Source organism: Superficieibacter sp. BNK-5, from assembly GCF_047456055.1.
Lineage (GTDB): Bacteria > Pseudomonadota > Gammaproteobacteria > Enterobacterales > Enterobacteriaceae > Superficieibacter.
In genome coordinates, this window is the sequence record NZ_CP179893.1 from 4,455,643 (window position 1) to 4,473,781 (window position 18,139).

Annotated in this window: 17 protein-coding genes; 5 read left to right on the forward strand and 12 right to left on the reverse strand. The window is 55.0% G+C overall.

Features of this window, described 5'->3' with window-relative positions:
- The first annotated feature begins 39 nt into the window (after positions 1-39).
- Positions 40-498: a YehR family lipoprotein gene (locus ACMGGS_RS21375; protein WP_276165141.1), complete on the forward strand. Its 459-nt coding sequence runs from the start codon at positions 40-42 to the stop codon at positions 496-498.
- Between the two features lie 448 nt (positions 499-946).
- Here the strand turns inward: ACMGGS_RS21375 and ACMGGS_RS21380 are convergent, their stop codons facing one another.
- The 3 genes from ACMGGS_RS21380 to ACMGGS_RS21390 are packed head-to-tail and all read right to left on the reverse strand — an operon-like array spanning position 947 to position 3,862.
- Positions 947-1,414, reverse strand: coding sequence for a DUF1456 family protein (locus ACMGGS_RS21380; RefSeq protein ID WP_414164288.1), 468 nt, complete (start codon positions 1,412-1,414; stop codon positions 947-949).
- A 46-nt stretch (positions 1,415-1,460) separates the two neighbouring features.
- Complete coding sequence (btsR, locus tag ACMGGS_RS21385) at positions 1,461-2,180, reverse strand: two-component system response regulator BtsR (RefSeq protein WP_176919064.1); 720 nt, start codon at positions 2,178-2,180, stop codon at positions 1,461-1,463.
- The gene (locus ACMGGS_RS21390) at positions 2,174-3,862 is read right to left on the reverse strand and encodes a LytS/YhcK type 5TM receptor domain-containing protein (protein WP_414164289.1); all 1,689 of its coding nucleotides are present in this window, start codon (positions 3,860-3,862) and stop codon (positions 2,174-2,176) included. The genes btsR and ACMGGS_RS21390 overlap by 7 nt, the downstream gene beginning before the upstream one ends.
- A 228-nt stretch (positions 3,863-4,090) precedes the next feature.
- On the opposite strand from ACMGGS_RS21390, the gene ACMGGS_RS21395 reads away from it, so the two are divergent.
- Positions 4,091-4,198, forward strand: a complete 108-nt coding sequence (locus ACMGGS_RS21395; RefSeq protein ID WP_103674269.1) for a protein YohO — start codon at positions 4,091-4,093, stop codon at positions 4,196-4,198.
- On the opposite strand, the gene ACMGGS_RS21400 is transcribed toward ACMGGS_RS21395, so the two are convergent.
- The 5 genes from ACMGGS_RS21400 to bglX form a co-directional block, all read right to left on the reverse strand.
- Positions 4,179-4,910 carry an ABC transporter permease gene (locus ACMGGS_RS21400; protein WP_414164290.1) on the reverse strand — a complete coding sequence of 244 codons (732 nt, stop codon included), beginning with the start codon at positions 4,908-4,910 and terminating at the stop codon, positions 4,179-4,181. The two genes, ACMGGS_RS21395 and ACMGGS_RS21400, sit on opposite strands and share 20 nt — an antisense overlap.
- The gene (locus ACMGGS_RS21405) at positions 4,894-5,841 is read right to left on the reverse strand and encodes an ABC transporter ATP-binding protein (protein WP_414164291.1); all 948 of its coding nucleotides are present in this window, start codon (positions 5,839-5,841) and stop codon (positions 4,894-4,896) included. Before ACMGGS_RS21405 ends, ACMGGS_RS21400 begins: the two co-directional genes overlap by 17 nt.
- Positions 5,834-6,991: an ABC transporter permease gene (locus ACMGGS_RS21410; protein WP_414164292.1), complete on the reverse strand. Its 1,158-nt coding sequence runs from the start codon at positions 6,989-6,991 to the stop codon at positions 5,834-5,836. Before ACMGGS_RS21410 ends, ACMGGS_RS21405 begins: the two co-directional genes overlap by 8 nt.
- Positions 6,992-7,004: 13 nt before the next feature.
- A complete protein-coding gene (locus ACMGGS_RS21415) occupies positions 7,005-7,922 on the reverse strand; it encodes an ABC transporter substrate-binding protein (RefSeq protein WP_414164293.1) in 918 nt (305 codons plus the stop codon).
- Positions 7,923-8,072: 150 nt separating this feature from the next.
- On the reverse strand, positions 8,073-10,370 hold the full coding sequence (gene bglX, locus ACMGGS_RS21420) for a beta-glucosidase BglX (protein WP_414164294.1): 2,298 nt from the start codon (positions 10,368-10,370) through the stop codon (positions 8,073-8,075).
- 195 nt (positions 10,371-10,565) lie between these two features.
- Between bglX and dld the strand changes: the two genes are divergently transcribed.
- Entirely contained in the window at positions 10,566-12,341 is a 1,776-nt protein-coding gene (dld, locus tag ACMGGS_RS21425; RefSeq protein WP_414164295.1) for a D-lactate dehydrogenase, read from the forward strand.
- Between the two features lie 82 nt (positions 12,342-12,423).
- A complete protein-coding gene (locus ACMGGS_RS21430; RefSeq protein WP_414164296.1) occupies positions 12,424-12,978 on the forward strand; it encodes an N-acetyltransferase family protein in 555 nt (184 codons plus the stop codon).
- A gap of 229 nt (positions 12,979-13,207) precedes the next feature.
- Here the strand turns inward: ACMGGS_RS21430 and pbpG are convergent, their stop codons facing one another.
- Together pbpG and ACMGGS_RS21440 are read right to left on the reverse strand one after the other, a co-directional pair.
- A complete protein-coding gene (gene pbpG / locus ACMGGS_RS21435) occupies positions 13,208-14,140 on the reverse strand; it encodes a D-alanyl-D-alanine endopeptidase (RefSeq protein ID WP_414164297.1) in 933 nt (310 codons plus the stop codon).
- 171 nt (positions 14,141-14,311) lie between these two features.
- Positions 14,312-14,899, reverse strand: a complete 588-nt coding sequence (locus ACMGGS_RS21440) for a YIP1 family protein (protein WP_176919053.1) — start codon at positions 14,897-14,899, stop codon at positions 14,312-14,314.
- Positions 14,900-15,063: 164 nt separating this feature from the next.
- Here ACMGGS_RS21440 and ACMGGS_RS21445 point away from each other — a divergent pair, with 164 nt between their 5' ends.
- Positions 15,064-15,627 (forward strand): DedA family protein, encoded by a 564-nt coding sequence (locus ACMGGS_RS21445; RefSeq protein WP_414164298.1) that lies wholly within the window; start codon positions 15,064-15,066, stop codon positions 15,625-15,627.
- Positions 15,628-15,651: 24 nt separating this feature from the next.
- Here ACMGGS_RS21445 and ACMGGS_RS21450 read toward each other — a convergent pair whose 3' ends face one another.
- Together ACMGGS_RS21450 and mdtQ are read right to left on the reverse strand one after the other, a co-directional pair.
- Complete coding sequence (locus ACMGGS_RS21450) at positions 15,652-16,422, reverse strand: SDR family oxidoreductase (RefSeq protein WP_414164299.1); 771 nt, start codon at positions 16,420-16,422, stop codon at positions 15,652-15,654.
- A 58-nt stretch (positions 16,423-16,480) separates the two neighbouring features.
- A complete protein-coding gene (gene mdtQ, locus ACMGGS_RS21455; protein ID WP_414164300.1) occupies positions 16,481-17,923 on the reverse strand; it encodes a multidrug resistance outer membrane protein MdtQ in 1,443 nt (480 codons plus the stop codon).
- Positions 17,924-18,139 lie beyond the last annotated feature (216 nt).

Consider the following 18,139-nt stretch of genomic DNA (forward strand, 5'->3'; position numbering starts at 1 on the left):
GATTATTTTTTAAACATTTTTTATAAAATGGAGTTTTGCATGAAAGCATTAAATAAATTGTTGTCAGTGGCGTTTGCTTCGGCTCTGGTTGTTTCTCTGGCAGGCTGCGGCGACAAAGAAGAAACCAAAACCTTCAACGCCAATATCAACGGCGCTGACATCAAAATCACCTACACCTATGAAGGTGATAAAGTTCTGAAACAGACTTCAGAGAATAAAATTAACTATTCCACCATCGGTGCAAAAAACAAAGAAGAAGCGGCACGCGTGCTGGATCCGCTGAGTGCAAAATATAAAAACATTCAGGGTGTTGATGAAAAATTGGATTACAAAGACACCTGGGCGGAAGAAACAGTCACCGTCGATATGGAAAAAGTGGATTTCAAAGCGCTGCAGAGCGTTTCTGGTTCCATGGTAACAGGCGACACCAGCAAAGGTGTCAGCATGAAGCAAACGCAGACTATGCTTGAGTCAGCTGGCTTTAAAGAAGTGAAATAAATCTCCCGGGCGACCTGTGCCGGATATCAAGCGCTGCGATTGCAGCGCTTTTTTTTGTTTTAATGGCTTGAGACAGTAAATAACGCTTTGTTTTTTTTAATCTATTATCCCTATGTGGTTACTAAGCCTTCTGGCCAGGAACATCACATCGCCTGTCTGAAATAATCAATAGCAAGAGGCAATGAGTCAAATCCTTAGTTTATTCTACTCACAAAATGAGTCGAATAAACTAAGAATATGGGATGAATAATAGCCATTATAAGGCCGTTGCAGGTGTTAGTCGGGCGACAGCGACCAGACACCTGTCTTTGTTAACTGACCTCGGGTTTTTGCAGGCTAGTGAAGCGGGAGGACGCAGTATTCGTTATCAATTACCCGTTATCCAATAACGCGCGAGGCTTATCTTCATGCTGGTAGCGCCGCGCCCCCAGGCCCGGCTTTGACGACTCTATTTGGCGGCGTGTTCACGCGCCGTCAGCCCGCGCAGAAAATAACGTAACATCTGATCGCCACATTCACGGAAGTTTTTATGATCCGGCGCGCGCATCATAGCGGTAATTTCCGGCATTGAGACGCGGAATTTCTGCTCGGTCAGAATCGCCAGGATGTCATCGGTTTTCAGTGCAAACGCGATACGCAGCTTTTTCAGGATCACGTTGTTATTCACGCGACGTTCAACCGCCAGCGCGGGAGCTGACTCATCACGTCCACGTTTGTCATAAATCAGGCCGTTTAAAAAGCACGACAGCATGATGTCCGGGCAACGCACGAAGCCTTCTTCATCTTCCTTACGCAGCCAGGGCACCAGTTGTTCTGCGGTCACATCCGCTTCCCCCAGCGCGAAAATACGCACCAGATCGTTATTGTTGTTCTTCAGAATGTAGCGGACGCTACGCAAAATATCGTTACTGACCATAGAGCCTTCGGTGATGAAAAAAATGCGGGAGCTAATTCTACACCAATTACAGCCCCAGCGCCTCTTTCAGGTTTTTCAGGTAGCGGCGGCTGACCGGCACCGTTTGCCCGGCGCGTAGCAGCAGTTCGGCCTGACCGTTCTCTTCCAGACGAATTTCTTTCAGGTGCGCCATATTTACCAGATACTGACGATGGCAGCGCAGCAGCGGCGTTCGGCTTTCCAGCGTGCGCAACGTGAGTTCGGTAAACCCCTCCTTTCCTTCATGGCTGGTGACATATACACCGCTCATCCGGCTGCTGACAAACGCGACGTCTTCCATCTGCAAAAGCCAGATCCGGCTATGCCCGGTGCAGGGAATAAATTTCAGCGCCTGCTGATTCTCCGGCAGTACCGAGATGTCCTGCTCGCCGCGCTCCTGGCGCAGGCGGGTCAGGGTTTTATTGAGGCGTCCGGCCTCGATCGGTTTAAGCAGATAATCGAAGGCGTGTTCTTCAAACGCTTTTACGGCGTATTCATCGAATGCCGTCAAAAAGACCACCCACGGCCGATGCTCCGGGTCGAGCATGCCGACCATCTCCAGCCCGCTGATACGCGGCATCTGAATATCGAGAAACAGCACGTCCGGGCGCAACGTATGCACCGCGCCAATAGCTTCAACGGCATTCGCGCACTCGCCTACAATCTCGATATCACTTTCGTCCTGTAGCAGAATGCGCAGATTCTCGCGTGCTAACGGTTCATCATCCACAATCAGCACTTTTAACATGCGTTTTCCTCCAGAGGCAGTCGCAGGGTAATGCGGGTAAAACATTCTGGCTCACAATTGACGGTAATGCCGCAGTCGTCACCGAAGCGGGCGCGCAGACGTTTATCGACCAGGCTCATGCCCAGCCCGCTGGCGCTGGCTTCCGGGTGATAAAGGCCGGCGTTATCTTCAATATCGAGCTGTAAATAACGTTCATACTGGCTGGCATGAATTCTGATTTCCCCGACGCCAAGATGCTGCGACGTGCCGTGCTTGATGGCGTTTTCTACAATCGGCTGTAATGTAAAGGCCGGAAGCTGGTGGTGTGCCAGCGATTCAGGGACAAAAAGCTGCACCTGAAGGCGCGACTGGAAGCGCGCTTTTTCGATTTGCAGGTACGCATTCACATGTTCAATTTCATCCGCCAGGGTCACTATCTCTGATGGCCGTTTAAGGTTTTTACGGAAAAACGTCGACAGATACTGGACCAGTTGGCTGGCCTGATCGCTGTCGCGGCGGATCACCGCCTTTAGCGTATTTAAAGCGTTAAACAGAAAATGCGGATTGACCTGAGCGTGAAGCAACTTGATCTCTGACTGGGTCAGCAACGCTTTTTGCCGCTCATACTGGCCCGCCAGGATCTGCGCCGACAGCAACTGGGCTATCCCCTCCCCCAGCGTGCGGTTGATGGAACTGAACAGGCGGTTTTTCGCTTCGTAGAGTTTAATGGTGCCAATCACCCGCTGGTTTTCACCGCGTAGCGGGATCACCAGCGTTGAACCCAGTTTGCATTGGGGATGCAGCGAACAACGATACGGCACCTCGTTACCATCGGCATACACCACTTCGCCGGTATTGATCGCCTTCAGTGTCCATTCGGATGAAATCGGACGACCGGGCAGATGGTGGTCGTCGCCGGTGCCGGTAAACGCCAGCAGCTTGTCACGGTCGGTAATGGCGACCGCGCCGATATCCAGCTCCTGATAGAGCACCTGCGCCACCTTCATGCTGTTCTCTTCGTTAAACCCCTGGCGCAGGATTCCCTCCGTGGAGGCGGCAACCTTGAGCGCCGTCGCCGAAAACGCGGAGGTATATTTCTCAAACATGGCGCGCTTGTCGAGCAGGATACGCATAAAGAGCGCGGCACCCACGGTGTTGGTGACCATCATCGGCGCGGCAATGCTATTAACCAGGTGCAGCGCATCCTGAAACGGGCGGGCAATCAGCAGAATAATCAGCATCTGTACCAGCTCCGCGACAAAGGTCACGGCCCCGGCCGTCAGCGGACTGAAGACGCGATCCGTCCGTCCCCGTTTGATCAACATGCTGTGGACCAGGCCACCCAGCAAGCCCTCGACCATGGTGGAGATCATACAGCTTAGCGCGGTCATCCCGCCCAGCGAATAACGATGCAGGCCACCGGTCAGACCCACCAGCCCACCGACGACCGGGCCGCCCAGCAGCCCGCCCATTACCGCGCCAATGGCGCGCGTATTGGCTATGGAGTCTTCAATGTGCAAGCCAAAATAGGTGCCGAGAATACAAAAAATGGAGAAGGTCACGTAGCAAAGCAGCTTGTGCGGCAGGCGTACCGTGACCTGGATCAGCGGTATAAACAGGCGCGTCTTGCTCATCAGCCAGGCGATGACCAGAAAAACACACATTTGCTGCAACAGCAGCAACACAAGATTAAATTCGTACATACCTGCCAACCACACTTTCTGAAAGCGCGTAACATACAGGTTGAAGGTTTAACTTTCTTTGAAGCGCGGCATAAAATCGAAAATTCGTGCGCCGGATCACTGAACAGGCGCACAAATGTACAAAAAACGCGCTATCTGAAACTTATCCGCTCACCAGGGCCAAAATTAATGGTTCATTAACACATCAGCTTCGCCGTATAATCTTTTGATTAACATAAGGAGCAAATTATGAGCATAGCCAAAATGGGTATCATCACCCTTTTTGTGGTCATGGCCGTGAGCGGCATCGGCGGCGTCATGCTGGCCGGATATACCTTTATTGTGCATGGCGGTTAAGATAACGTCCCAGCCGCTCAAATCCACGATCGACAATCACCGCCGCCAGCGCAACCAGGATCGCTCCCTGGATAATATACGCCGTATTGAATCCGCTCAGACCGATAATAATCGGTGTGCCTAACGTACTGGCCCCTACCGTCGAGGCGATGGCCGCCGTACCGATATTAATAATAATCGAGGTGCGGACCCCGGCGAGGATCACCGGCGCCGCCAGCGGCAACTCAACCTTGATCAATCGCTGCCAGCGATTCATTCCCATGCCTTCCGCCACGCTGGTAACGCCTGCGGGCACCGCTGCCAGCCCGGCTAAGGTCCCCTGTAAGATCGGTAACACGCCGTAGAGAATCAACGCGATAATGGCCGGCTGCTGACCAAAGCCCATCACCGGGACAGCAATCGCCAGTACCGCAACCGGCGGAAAGGTTTGCCCGATAGCGGCAATCGTCTCGACCAGCGAGCGAAATTCCCGTCCTGCCGGGCGCGTGACCAGGATCCCGGCCCCGACGCCAAGCACGATAGCTACCAGGCTTGACACGCCCACCAGCCAGAAATGGGCCAGCGTCAGCGCCAGAAAGCTCTCCTGTTGATAGACCGGGCGCGGCAGTTGCGGGAATAAGGCGCTGAATAGTCCCTCACTGTGCGGGAGGCCGACCAGTAACGCGATGAAAAGCGCCATCAGCCACAGCAACGGATCACGGATGAGTTTCACCGGCCCCCTCCTCGCGCAGCAGATCTTCGAAATGGAGGTTGCCGCAGAATCGGCCCTGACCGTCGACGACCGGTAATACCAGGCACTGACGGGCAACGAAAGCGGAAAGCGCCTCGCGTAATGTCATCGTATCCAGCACGGGTTCGCCCTCCACCGGCTCACCGTGGCGCAGATAATCCCGCACTGCACGCAGAGACAGCAGGCGGACGCCCAGCTCGCTGCGGCCAAAAAACTCACGCACGAAGTCATTTGCCGGGTGGGTCAGCATTTGCAGCGGCGTACCCTGTTGTACTACCTCGCCTTTATCCATCAGGATCAGATGATCCGCCAGGCGCAGCGCTTCATCAATGTCATGCGTGACGAGGACAATGGTGCGCCCCAGCAGGCGATGGATACGGCTCATTTCTTGTTGTAGCGCACTGCGCGTCACCGGATCGAGCGCGCCAAACGGTTCGTCCATCAGCAAGACATCAGGATCGGCCGCCAGTGCCCGCGCCACGCCCACGCGCTGCTGCTGTCCGCCAGAAAGCTGGTGTGGAAAACGTTCGCGCAGCGACGGATCCAGCCCCAGCAGGGCCATTAATTCATCAATACGCGTGTTAATGCGCTTGCGATCCCATTTTATCAGTTGCGGCACGGTGGCAATATTTTGCGCCACCGTCCAGTGAGGAAAGAGGCCGATAGACTGGATGGCGTAACCCATCCGCCGACGCAGCGCCAGCAGCGGCAACTGGCCGATGTCTTCCCCGGCAAAACGGATGGTGCCGCTGTCGTGTTCGACCAGGCGATTAATCATCTTCAGGGTGGTGGATTTCCCCGAGCCTGACGTGCCGATGAGGACCGAGAACGCCCCCTCTTTCAGATGCAGGTTGAGGTTTTTTACCGCGTCCTGCCCGGCAAACGATTTGCTTACCTGGTTAAATTCAATCATGCGCACGTTCCTTAAGCAGTGCACTCCACAGGCCGAATAGCGCGTCTACCACGACGGCCAGCGCAATCACCGGGATCACCCCCAGCAACACTAAATCAAGCGCGCTACTGAGTAACCCCTGGAATACCAGCGCGCCGAATCCTCCAGCCCCGATCAGCGCCGCAATCACCGCCATCCCGATGGTCTGTACGGTGACCACACGTAATCCGCGGATCAATACCGGCAGGGCCAGCGGCAACTGGACGCGGAAAAAACGCTCCTGATTGCTCATACCCATCGCGGCGGCGCTTTCCAGTACGTCGCGCGGTACCTGTCCCATCCCGGCCACTACGCCACGGACCAGCGGCAATAAGGCGTAGAGCACCAGCGCAATGAGCGCGGGCGTTCTGCCGGTTCCGGCCACACCGAATTTCGAAAGCAGCGGAAAATGCTGCACCAGCCCGGCCAGCGGCGCAATCAGCAGGCCGAACAGCGCAATAGAAGGGATAGTCTGGATGATATTTAATACCGTAAACACTGGCGCCTGCCGAGCAGGATGGCGATAGCACCACAGCCCCAGAGGCACACCAATCAGCAGGCCGGGTAACAGCGTGCCGAACAGTAGCGTCAGATGTTGTAATAACGCGTCGTTAAATACGTCCTGACGGTTGGCGTACTCTTTCATCAGCGACAGCTCATCCAGTGCGCCAGATCCCAGCAGCACTAGCGGTAGCAGCCAGACCTGCGCGTTTAGCAGCCAGCGCCATGTTGCTTTATCTGTCAGCCGCCGAATAACGTCACTCAGGATAAGCAGCGAAAGCGCCAGCCATAACCACAGGCCGCTTCCGGGCGAGGTACGCGCCAGCGGACTGCCGGTCTGCGCCAGCCAGCTGGCAGATTTTCCCGCGCCCCAGATCAGGGCGATAAAAATCAGCTCAACCGCCAGCAACGTTACCATTAGCGACAGGCGGCCACGCAGGAAACTTAAAAGGATTAACCCCAGCGGCACAACCAGTAGCCAGAGCGGCGGAAACGCCCAGACCTGCCAGAGCGCCCGCCCCTCTCCGGAAACCAGTCGGTTGGGAGCATAATTCACAAATGGCAGCGCTGCCGCTGCCAGCGAAATCATCGCCAGCAGCAGCAGGACGCGGTTTTGACATTTTATATGCACAACGCCGTCCGTGTTATTTCACCAGCCCTTTTTCCTTCAGATAGTCGGCAGCGACTTTCTTCGCATCCAGACCTTCAACGGCAATTTTTGCATTCAGCGTTTGCAGCGTTTTTTCATCCAGGCTGGCAAAAACAGGCTTCAGCCACGCGTCCATCTCCGGATATGCCTTCAGCACGGCGTCACGCACCACCGGCGTCGGGGCATAGATCGGCTGCACGCCTTTCGGGTCGGTCAGCGTTTGCAGGCCCAGGGCCGCCACCGGACCGTCTGTGCCGTAGGCCATCGCCGCATTCACGCCGGAGGTTTGTTGCGCGGCAGCCTTGATGGTCACCGCCGTGTCACCGCCCGCCAGCGATAGCAACTGGCTCTGGTTGAGTTTGAAATCGTAGGCTTTTTCAAAAGCAGGCAGCGCGTCGGTACGTTCGATAAATTCCGCCGAGGCTGCCAGCTTAAAGGTGCCACCCTCTTTCAAATAACGGCTGAGATCGCTTAATGAGGTCAGTTTATTTTTTGAGGCAAGATCCTGGCGCACCGCAATGGTCCAGGTATTGTTGGCTGGCGCAGGAGTCAGCCAGACCAGCTTGTTCTTCTCCGCATCCAGCTGCTTCACTTTCTCATAGCCCTGTTGCGCATTTTTCCACGCCGCATCGTTTTCCAGCTTAAAGAAAAACGCGCCGTTGCCGGTATATTCCGGGTAAATATCCAGCTCGCCGGAGGTGATCGCGCCACGCACGACCGGCGTGGTGCCTAACTGAACTTTATTAACGGTTTTAACGCCGTGGCTTTCCAGAACCTGCAAAATAATATTGCCCAGCAGCGCTCCTTCGGTATCAATTTTAGAGCCTACTTTCACCGGCTCTGCTGCATGTAGCGGCAGGCTTATTGCGGAGAATAATGCGATAGCGCTAAGCGTTCCCTTGAATGTCATCATCTGGTTTTCCTCATTATTTTACGACCCACTTACAGGGGCTTAAGAGAAAAGCGTAGACGAAAAAAGGGCATTTAACCTTTAAATGATGTGCGGCCCTCCCGCTTTAACGACAAACGGGAGGGCCGGCGAGGGAAATGGAATGCTGCGAGTTTACAGCAGCTCAAATTCTCCCTGCTTCACGCGAGCGGAATCCACGCCAATAAAGACGTTAAATTCACCCGGTTCAGCATCGTATTTCATTTTCTGATTCCAGAACTTCAGCGCCTCAACATCAATCGGGAAGCTGACGGTCTGCGTTTCACCTGGCTTCAACGTGACTTTCTCAAACCCTTTCAGCTGTTTTACCGGACGGCTCATCGAGGCGGTGACATCCTGTAAATACATCTGAATAACCGTCGCCCCTTCACGTTTACCGGTATTGGTGACCTCAACGCTGGCGGTAACGCTGCCGTCGCGCTTCATGGTCGGCGCGGAGAGTTTCACGTCAGAGACGGTAAAGGTGGTATAGCTCAGACCGTAGCCGAACGGATACAGCGGGCCGTTTGCCTCGTCAAAATAGCGCGAGGTGTACTTATTGGGTTTGTCGGCGTTATAGGGACGCCCGGTGTTCAGATGGCTGTAATACACCGGGATCTGCCCAACCGAACGCGGGAAGGACATCGGCAGCTTGCCGGACGGGTTGTAATCACCGAACAGCACATCGGCAATCGCATTTCCGCCTTCGGTACCCGCGAACCAGGTTTCGAGGATCGCATCGGCCTGCTGATCTTCTTTCACCAGCGCCAGCGGACGACCATTCATCAGTACCAGCACCAGCGGTTTACCGGTGGCTTTCAGCGCGCTAATTAGATCGCGCTGGCTTTGCGGAATTGTGATATCCGTGCGGCTGGAGGCCTCATGCGCCATGCCCTGCGCCTCGCCCACAACAGCCACAACCACGTCAGACTGATTCGCTGCCGCCACGGCTTCGTCAATCATCGCTTTCGGCGTGCGCTCATCGACCTGCACCGCAGGCTCGTACTGGTTAAGGAAGGTCACGATGTCTTTATCGTTAGTGACGTTCGCCCCTTTAGCAAAGATCACTTTGCCCTGGTCGCCCATCACGTTTTTGATGCCAGTGAGCACAGTCACTGACTGGTCAACAACGCCTGCGGCAGACCAGCTTCCCATCACGTCACGCTTGCTGTCGGCCAGCGGACCGACCACGGCCACGGTCGCCGTTTTTTTCAGCGGCAGCGTGTCCAGACGGTTTTTCAGCAGCACCAGGCTTTCGCGCGCCACGTTGCGCGCGTCCTGACGGTGCAGACGGCTTTCGGCATTGGTATCTTTGGGATCGGAATCTTTCGGTCCCAGATGGCTGTAAGCGTCATTAAACAGCCCCATATCATATTTGACGTTCAGTACGTGGCGGGCTGCATCGTCCAGTTCCGCCATCGGGACTTTACCGGACTTCACCAGCCCCGGCAGATACTTACTGTAATATTCGTCGCTCATGCTCATGTTAATGCCCGAGTTGAGCGCCACGCGCACCGCATCTTCCGGATCGGCGGCGGTGCCGTGTTTAATCAGTTCTTTAATCGCCCCGTGATCGGAAATGGTGATGCCCTTAAAGCCCCATTCATCGCGCAGCAGATCTTTCAGCAGCCAGGAATCTGACGACGCCGGCGTGCCGTTTAGCGAGTTCAGCGCCACCATCACGCCACCGCTACCCGCGTCCAGCGCGGCTTTATACGGCGGCATATAGTCGTTGAACAGTCGCTGCGGACTCATATCGACGGTGTTGTACTCTTTCCCACCCTCGACCGCGCCATAAGCGGCGAAGTGTTTTACGCTGGTCATGACCGAATAGCGATCCGCCGGACTTTTCCCCTGCATCGCTTCGACCATCGTTTTACCCATGACAGAGGTCAGCCAGGTATCTTCACCAAAGCCTTCCGAAGCGCGGCCCCAGCGCGGATCGCGCGAAACATCGACCATCGGTGCCCAGGTCATATTCAGGCCATCGTCCGCCGCTTCATACGCCGAGACGCGACCGACGGTTTTCACCGCATCAAGATTAAAGGTCGAGGCCAGCCCGAGGCTTATCGGAAAGACGGTGCGCTGACCGTGCACCACGTCATAGGCAAAAAACAGCGGAATTTTCAGGCGGCTAAGTTGCATCACCTGATCCTGCATTTTACGGATGTCTTCGCGCGTCACGGTATTAAAAATCGCGCCGACCTGCCCCTCTTTAATCATCTCGCGAATGGCTTCTTTCGGGTTATCCGGCCCCACGCTGATAAGCCGCAACTGACCAATTTTTTCATCCACTGTCATTTTTTTGAGCAGCTCAGTGACGTAAGCGTCACGGGCTTCCGGGGTCAATGGATGCTGGTTTTTGACTTCCTCTGCCAGCGCGGGATGACACGCCAGACTCACAGCGACACCTACAGAACACAGCCATTTCATATGGTTTACTCTCTTATGCTAAAGCCGGGGGAGCGGCCTAATCCGTGCGAAGATCGCAGTTTGCCATAATCGTAACCGCGGTTGCAGTATCTTGCCTCGCTTATTCTCTTATTTTTCTGGCGTTTTTACCCTCCGCTTCGGTTTTCTCAGGCTATTCTTAAAGACGTTTATTTGTCCCACCACAAGGAGTGGAAGATGCCGTCTACAACTCATCATGATAATCACGCGCTACTCAACGAACTGACCCGCCTGGTGGGCCACTCTCATCTGTTAACCGATCCGGCGAAAACCGCCCGCTACCGCAAAGGCTTCCGTTCCGGCCAGGGCGAGGCGCTGGCCGTCGTCTTCCCCGGCAGTCTGCTCGAACTATGGCGGGTATTAAGCGTCTGCGTGCAGGCCGATAAAATTATTCTGATGCAGGCGGCGAATACCGGCCTGACGGAGGGTTCGACGCCGAACGGCAACGATTACGATCGCGATATCGTTATTATCAGCACCCTGCGCCTGGATAAACTTCAGCTACTGGATAATGGCGAGCAGGTGCTGGCATTTCCCGGCACCACGCTGTATTCGCTGGAAAAAGCGCTCAAGCCGTTGGGACGCGAGCCGCATTCGGTGATCGGCTCCTCCTGCATTGGTGCCTCGGTGATTGGCGGCATCTGCAATAACTCCGGCGGCGCGCTGGTACAGCGCGGACCGGCCTATACCGAGATGTCGCTGTTTGCCCGTATTGATGAAAACGGACGCTTACAGCTGTTCAACCATCTGGGTATTGAGCTGGGGCAAACGCCGGAACAGATCCTCAGTAAGCTGGACGATGAACGCATCACGGCGGGCGATGTGCGCCACGATGGCCGTCACGGGCACGACAACGACTACGTGACCCGCGTGCGTGATGTCGAGGCGGACACGCCTGCCCGCTATAATGCCGATCCCGATCGCCTGTTTGAGTCTTCCGGCTGCGCGGGCAAGCTGGCGGTTTTTGCCGTGCGCCTGGATACCTTCGTCGCGGAAAAAAATCAGCAGGTGTTTTATATCGGCACCAACCAGCCCGATGTGCTCACCGAAATTCGCCGTCATATCCTGGCCAATTTCACCCATCTGCCGATTGCGGGCGAATATATGCACCGCGATATTTACGACATCGCCGAGCGGTACGGAAAAGATACGTTCCTGATGATCGACAAACTCGGCACCGACAAAATGCCGCTGTTCTTTACTTTGAAAGGCCGCACCGACGCGCTGCTGGAAAAGGTCTCGCTGTTTAAGCCGCATTTTACCGATCGTACAATGCAGAAGCTGACCCGCGCCTTCCCTGCGCATTTGCCGCCGCGCATGAAAAGCTGGCGCGATAAATATGAACATCATCTGCTGCTCAAGATGGCGGGCGATGGGGTTAATGAGGCACAACGCTGGCTGAGCGAATTCTTTAAAACCGCCGAGGGCGATTTCTTCGCCTGTACGCCTGAAGAGGGCAGCAAAGCGTTCCTGCACCGTTTTGCCGCGGCGGGCGCGGCGATCCGTTACCAGGCGGTACATGCCGATGAGGTGGAAGATATTCTGGCGCTGGATATTGCCCTGCGGCGTAATGATACCGAGTGGTTCGAACATCTGCCGCCGGAGATCGACAGCCAGCTGGTGCATAAACTCTATTACGGTCACTTTATGTGTCACGTTTTCCATCAGGATTACATCGTCAAAAAAGGCGTTGATGCGCATCACCTGAAGGAGCAGATGCTGGAACTGCTGCGGACGCGCGGTGCACAGTATCCTGCCGAGCATAACGTCGGCCATCTTTACGAGGCGGCGGAGAGTTTAAAAACGTTTTATCGCAAGAACGACCCGACAAATAGCATGAATCCGGGGATCGGCAAGACCAGTAAACAGAAGTACTGGGATGAAGGCGATTCTGCGGCACAAAAGTCTGCTGAAACCGCAGAGAGTGTGCCGACGCCGCCGACTGGCGTTTGAGTTTTTGTCGATAGTCGTAATAAAGTGGTTTAACGTGCCAGAGACGGTGTTCTCTGGCTTTTTGTTTTGAGGAGCTTGCGTTATGTCTGCGGTTGACGTTTTGAACAGCGTGGATGTTGAAGTCCGTGATGCCCTGCCCGACGATGCTCATGCCATTGCCGCGCTGTATGCCTGGCATGTGCTGAATGGTCGGGCCTCTTTTGAAGAAGTTCCACCGTCCGTGGACGAGATGCGTCAACGCATGGAAAAGGTAGCGGCGCAGGAACTGCCGTGGCTGGTGGCGCTTTATCGCGGCGTGGTTGTGGGATATTGCTATGCGACCCCGTATCGTCCGCGTCCGGCTTACCGTTTTACCATCGAAGAGTCGATTTATATTGATACGACGATGACCGGGCGCGGCATCGGATCGCGCCTGCTGTCGCAACTGATTGCCCGTTGTGAACAGGGACCGTGGCGGCAGATGCTGGCCGTGGTGGGCGACGGGCATAATAATCCCGGCTCGCTAAAGCTGCATCAGCAGCAGGGGTTTGAGGTTGCCGGACGGTTGCGCAGCGTGGGGTATAAAAAAGGCGACTGGCGCGATACGTTGATTATGCAGCGCGCGCTTAATGACGGGGACTGGACGCTGCCGGAGTAGGCTTCGGTGGGGGTAAGGCGGGAATCGGCCACGGTGCACATGATGCCGGGTGGCGGCTTCGCCTTACCCAGCCTACGAAAACAACATCGCAACATCGCAACATCGCAACATCGCAACATTGTAGCCCCGGTAAGCGCAGCGCCACCGGGGAATACCACCGCACCGTAGGCCCGGTAAGCGCAGCGCCACCGGGCAAAATGGCACTTAGCCAGCGCCACAACAACGCGGGTCAATCGTTTTGCGCGGTGAAATCCGTGCTGGCCATCTGCGCTGCCTTCTGTTTTTTATAGCTCAGCGCCGAGGCCGGTACCGGCATGACTTTCCCCGTCTCAATCCAGGTTTTCAGGCGGCTGGCATCGGCAAAGTGGGTATACTTGCCAAACGCATCCATTACCACCAGCGCCACCGGACGTTGGTTGATCAACGTGCGCATCACCAGACAATGACCCGCCGCGTTGGTAAACCCGGTCTTCGTCAACTGGATATTCCAGTTATCGCGATAGACCAGATGGTTGGTGTTACGGAACGGCAGTGTATAGGCCGGGTTTGAAAACGTCGCCATATCTTCACGCGTGGTGCTGAGTTGACCAATCAACGGATACTGCTTACTGGCAATCAGTAGCCGGGTTAAGTCGCGGGCCGTAGAGACGTTTTTAATCGACAGTCCGGTCGGCTCCACATAGCGCGTGTGGGTCATCCCCAGCGCTTTTGCTTTTGCATTCATTGCCCGAATAAACGCATCGTAGCCGCCCGGATAATGGTGGGCAAGGCTCGCCGCCGCACGGTTTTCCGACGACATCAGCGCCAGCAGCAGCATATCTTTACGGCTGATTTCGCTGTTCAGGCGCACGCGCGAATAAATCCCCTTCATTTCCGGCGTATGGCTGATATCCACCTTCAGTTTTTCATCCAGCGGCAAATGAGCATCCAGCACCACCATGGCGGTCATTAGCTTGGTGATTGACGCGATGGGACGCACCAGATCCGGATGGCTGGCGTAGATCACTTTATTGGTCTGAAGATCGACAATCATCGCACTACCGGAGGCGATTTCCGGCTGTAACGCCGTGGCGGCCGCAGCCGTTTTGGCACTGACCTGTGGTGCGAAAACCACCGGGAGCATTAGCGCAAGGCTAAGCAAAGAAACGCGTAATTTCGGCATGATGAGATTCTGGTAGTTATATGCACAGGTTATGTTTTGAGCGCGTGATTCATTATAGATATCAATATAAAACACGCCCGCGCATCATACCCGCGGGGAAACGGCTCCGCCAGAGAAGAATCGTGTCCAAATACTGCACGGCGAGCGCGTCTACCCGCCGCACAGCCTCTGTCAGATCAGATGATAGCCATAGCCCCACAGCAGGACCGTCAATGCCAGCAGCACTTCAAGCACCAGCACGCCGATAGCCAGCGTAGAGCTGGAAAAACTCAGCCCTTCTTCTTTATTGATATTAAGGAACGTCGGGATGCCCAGATAGAGTAAATAACCGGTATAAAACAGCGCGGCCGTGCCCACCAGCGCACAGAGCCAGACCAGCGGATAGAGCGCCACGATACCACTCAGAAAGATTGGCGTGGCAACGTAGCCCGCAAATACCATACAGCGTGCCAGCGAAGGCCGGTGCGGATAGTTACGCGCCATCCACCAGATCACCCGGCCCATCACCGCCACCCCCGCCAGCATTAGCCCGTAGAACAGGATCGCCAGCGCAAAAGCAGTAAACAGCGTCAGCCGGACCACGTTATTTTCACCAAAATTCCAGCCAATTTGCGTGGTGCCAATAAACGCGCAGATAACCGGGATGGCCGCCATGATCAGGACATGATGAGTGTAGTGATGCGAAACCGTTTCGTTTTCGCGCTTAATAGCCTGCATTTCGCGATTAGGATGGGAGAGAAGTCCCCAGACGTGGTTCATATGATCCCCTCTTCTCGACGTGATACGACCGTGGCTTAAGTATAATGCACATCAATAGATTATTTTATGTACAGTTCAAAAATGCTTATCCCTCTTTGCCTGCAACATTTCACATAGCGATTATGCTTGTTGGGTGCGGTACAGAGAGGAGAGATGTTTAACGCATGGATATCAGTTTGTTAATTACGGAGTATGGTTACGCTGCCCTGACGATTGGCAGTCTGGCAGAGGGAGAAACCATTACGCTGCTGGGTGGCGTCGCGGCCCATCAGGGGCTGCTGAAGTTTCCGCTGGTGGTGATTGCCGTTGCGCTGGGCGGGATCATCGGCGATCAGTTGCTCTATTTTTTAGGACGCCGGTTCGGCAACCGTATCCTGGCGCGTTTCAGCGGACATCAGGATAAAATCGATCGTGCGCAGCGGCTGATCCAGCGCCGTCCGTGGCTGTTTGTGATCGGCAGCCGTTTTATGTACGGTTTCCGCATCATCGGCCCCCTGCTGATAGGTGCCAGTCGCCTGCCGCCGACGCTGTTCCTGCCGCTCAACATTGCAGGCGCAATTGTGTGGGCGCTGATTTTCACCACCCTTGGCTATGTCGGTGGTGAAGTGATTGGGCCGTGGCTGCATCATTTCAATCAGCATTTAAAACACCTGGTCTGGCTGGGTATCGCTGTCGCGCTGGTACTGGGCGTGCGCCTGTGGTTAAAACACCGGCAGAAACGGCAGTAGTCGCTGCCGTTACCGGGGCAAGATTTATTTCAGTCCTGCAAACTGCGGGTTTACCAGCATAAAACCGCCGTCGACAATAAATGACTGGCCGGTAGTATAGGTCGCATATTCCGAGCACAACCATGCTACCAGGCTGGCAATTTCTTCCGTTTTACCGGGGCGCGTCAGCGGGATAGTGGGCATGGAGCCAGGTTTTGCATCATTATCGCTCATATCATTCATGGGCGTGGCGATAGCGCCTGGCGCGACAGAATTGACCAGAATATTATGTTTGACCAGCTCCAGCGCCATTGATTTGGTCAGGCCGCCAAGCGCATGTTTGGCAGACGTGTAGGCACTGGCGTCAGGCAGAGGAGAATGTTCATGTACGGAGGTAATGTTAACAATGCGTCCCCCCTCCCCCTGCTCTACCATCTTTCTGGCAGCAATCTGTGAACAGAGAAACGCGCCTTCAACGTCTACCGTAAAAATCGCCCGCCAGTCCTCCAGCTTGACGTCGAGGAACGCATCTTTGGTCATCATGCCCGCGTTGTTGACCAGCACATCAATACGGCCAAACTGTTTAATCAGCGTTTCCAGCGCCTGCGCCCCCTCCGGCAGCTTGCTGAGGTCCAGTTGTACCGCAATCGCTTTACGTCCCAGCGCCTCAACTTCTTTTACCGTACCCTGCGCACCTTTTTCATCCGAGTGCCAGGTCACACCGATGTCATAGCCACCTTTAGCAAGAAATAACGCGCACCGCTTACCGATGCCGGAATCCGACGCGGTGACTACTGCAACTTTGTTTGCCGCCATACTGACCTCCCGTTAAGTTCAGGAGGTAAGTATAGAAAACCCCGGCGAAGTCTGGGGGTCAGGATGAGAAATGATAGCCGCCGCCAAGCGCTGAAGTCAGCTGAATAGAGGCATCCAGCCACTGTCCCTGCAATGTCAGGCCATTAATCTGTTCCTCAAGGGCCGGAATGCGTGCCTGATTGACGCGAGAGCCTGCAATCAGACCGGCTTTCAGTCGCGCCTCTGCCAGCGCCACAATCCGCGATGCATCCTGCTGCACCTGTTTCTGACGCGCATTTTTCTCCATCAGCGTTTCAACCTGCGTGGCGCTACGGGCAACCTGATTCACCGCGTCAACCACCGCCTTATTGTAATTAGCGATGGAGAGACCGTTTTGGGCGCTGGCGATATCCAGATTCGCATTCAGCCTACCGCTATCAAAAATCGGCAGCGTCAGCCCCGCCGTCACGCCCATTTGTTGCGCGGAGTGACGGAACAGATCACTGAGGTGCAGCGCGTCCTGCTGTAAAAACGCCATCAGGTTGATGTCCGGATAAAACGCCGCTTTGGCGGCATCCACCTCTTTTAATGAGGCTTCGATGTACCAGTGGGCGGCCTGCAAGTCCGGTCGACGCGCCAGTAATTCATAACCAAGGCTGGCAGGCATTTTGGTCTGTACGGCCGGCAGCGGCACGCTGTGCAGGGCAAGCGTTGAGGACTGCCCATTGGTCAATGCCAGCAGGCGGGCTTCGATAATTTTCATATTACCGGCAACTTCCGCCAGCTTTTGCTGGGTTTTACCCGCACTGATATCGGTTTCCGCACCTTCAACAGAAGAGGTGATCCCCTGCTGATAAAGCTCGCGATCGACAGCAACAATCGCCTCCTGCTGCTGTTCAATATCATGGAGCACCGTTTTAATGGCCGCTTCGGTCTGCCACTCCCAGTAGAGGCGTGCCACGCTGCTGGCCAGTAGCTGCTGCGCCTGCTGTAGTTCAGCATTGCGCGCGCGCACCAGGCCGATGCGTCCTTCCACTTCAGCACGATTTTTGCCCCACAGATCCAAATCCCAGCCGGCCGTCAGACCAAAGGTACCGTTGGTGTACCACGGCCCGGTGGTCCCGGCAGCCGGATCGGTAAGTGCGAAGGGTCCCATCAAACCTTCTGCCGACATTTTTTGCCGCTCAACGTCAGATGAGAAATTCACCGCCGGACCGTCTGCGGCTTCCGCCATTCTCGCCTGCGCTTCCGCCAGCGTAATACGCTGTTGCGCCACTTTTAAATCGGGCGCGTTGATCAGTGCGCGCGTAATTAGCGCGTCAAGCTGCGGATCCTGATATTGCTTCCACCACTGGCTTTGCGGCCAGCCGTTTTGTAATGCAGCTGGTAACGTGCTGCTCACCGACATCGCCGGGGTGTAGGGTGTAATTCCGGCGTTAACATCATGCGAGGGCGCGCAGCCCGTCAGGGAAAGAACCAGCGGCAGGGCTGACATTGCAGTCGAAATCAGGGGACGGTTCATAACGTATTTTTACGAGATAATAAGGAGGCGGCAAGATTACGTGGCGGGTGAGAATTTTTTTTAGTAACGCGTGGCAATGAACAAATGGACATAAAAAGAAATAGTTAGCAAATTATTCACCAAGCTAATAATTAACATGCCATTCAATTAACAAAAGTGTCACTCGGCGAGGCAAAATTTCTCTTCTTTCCTATACTTGATGTGAATACTACAAAG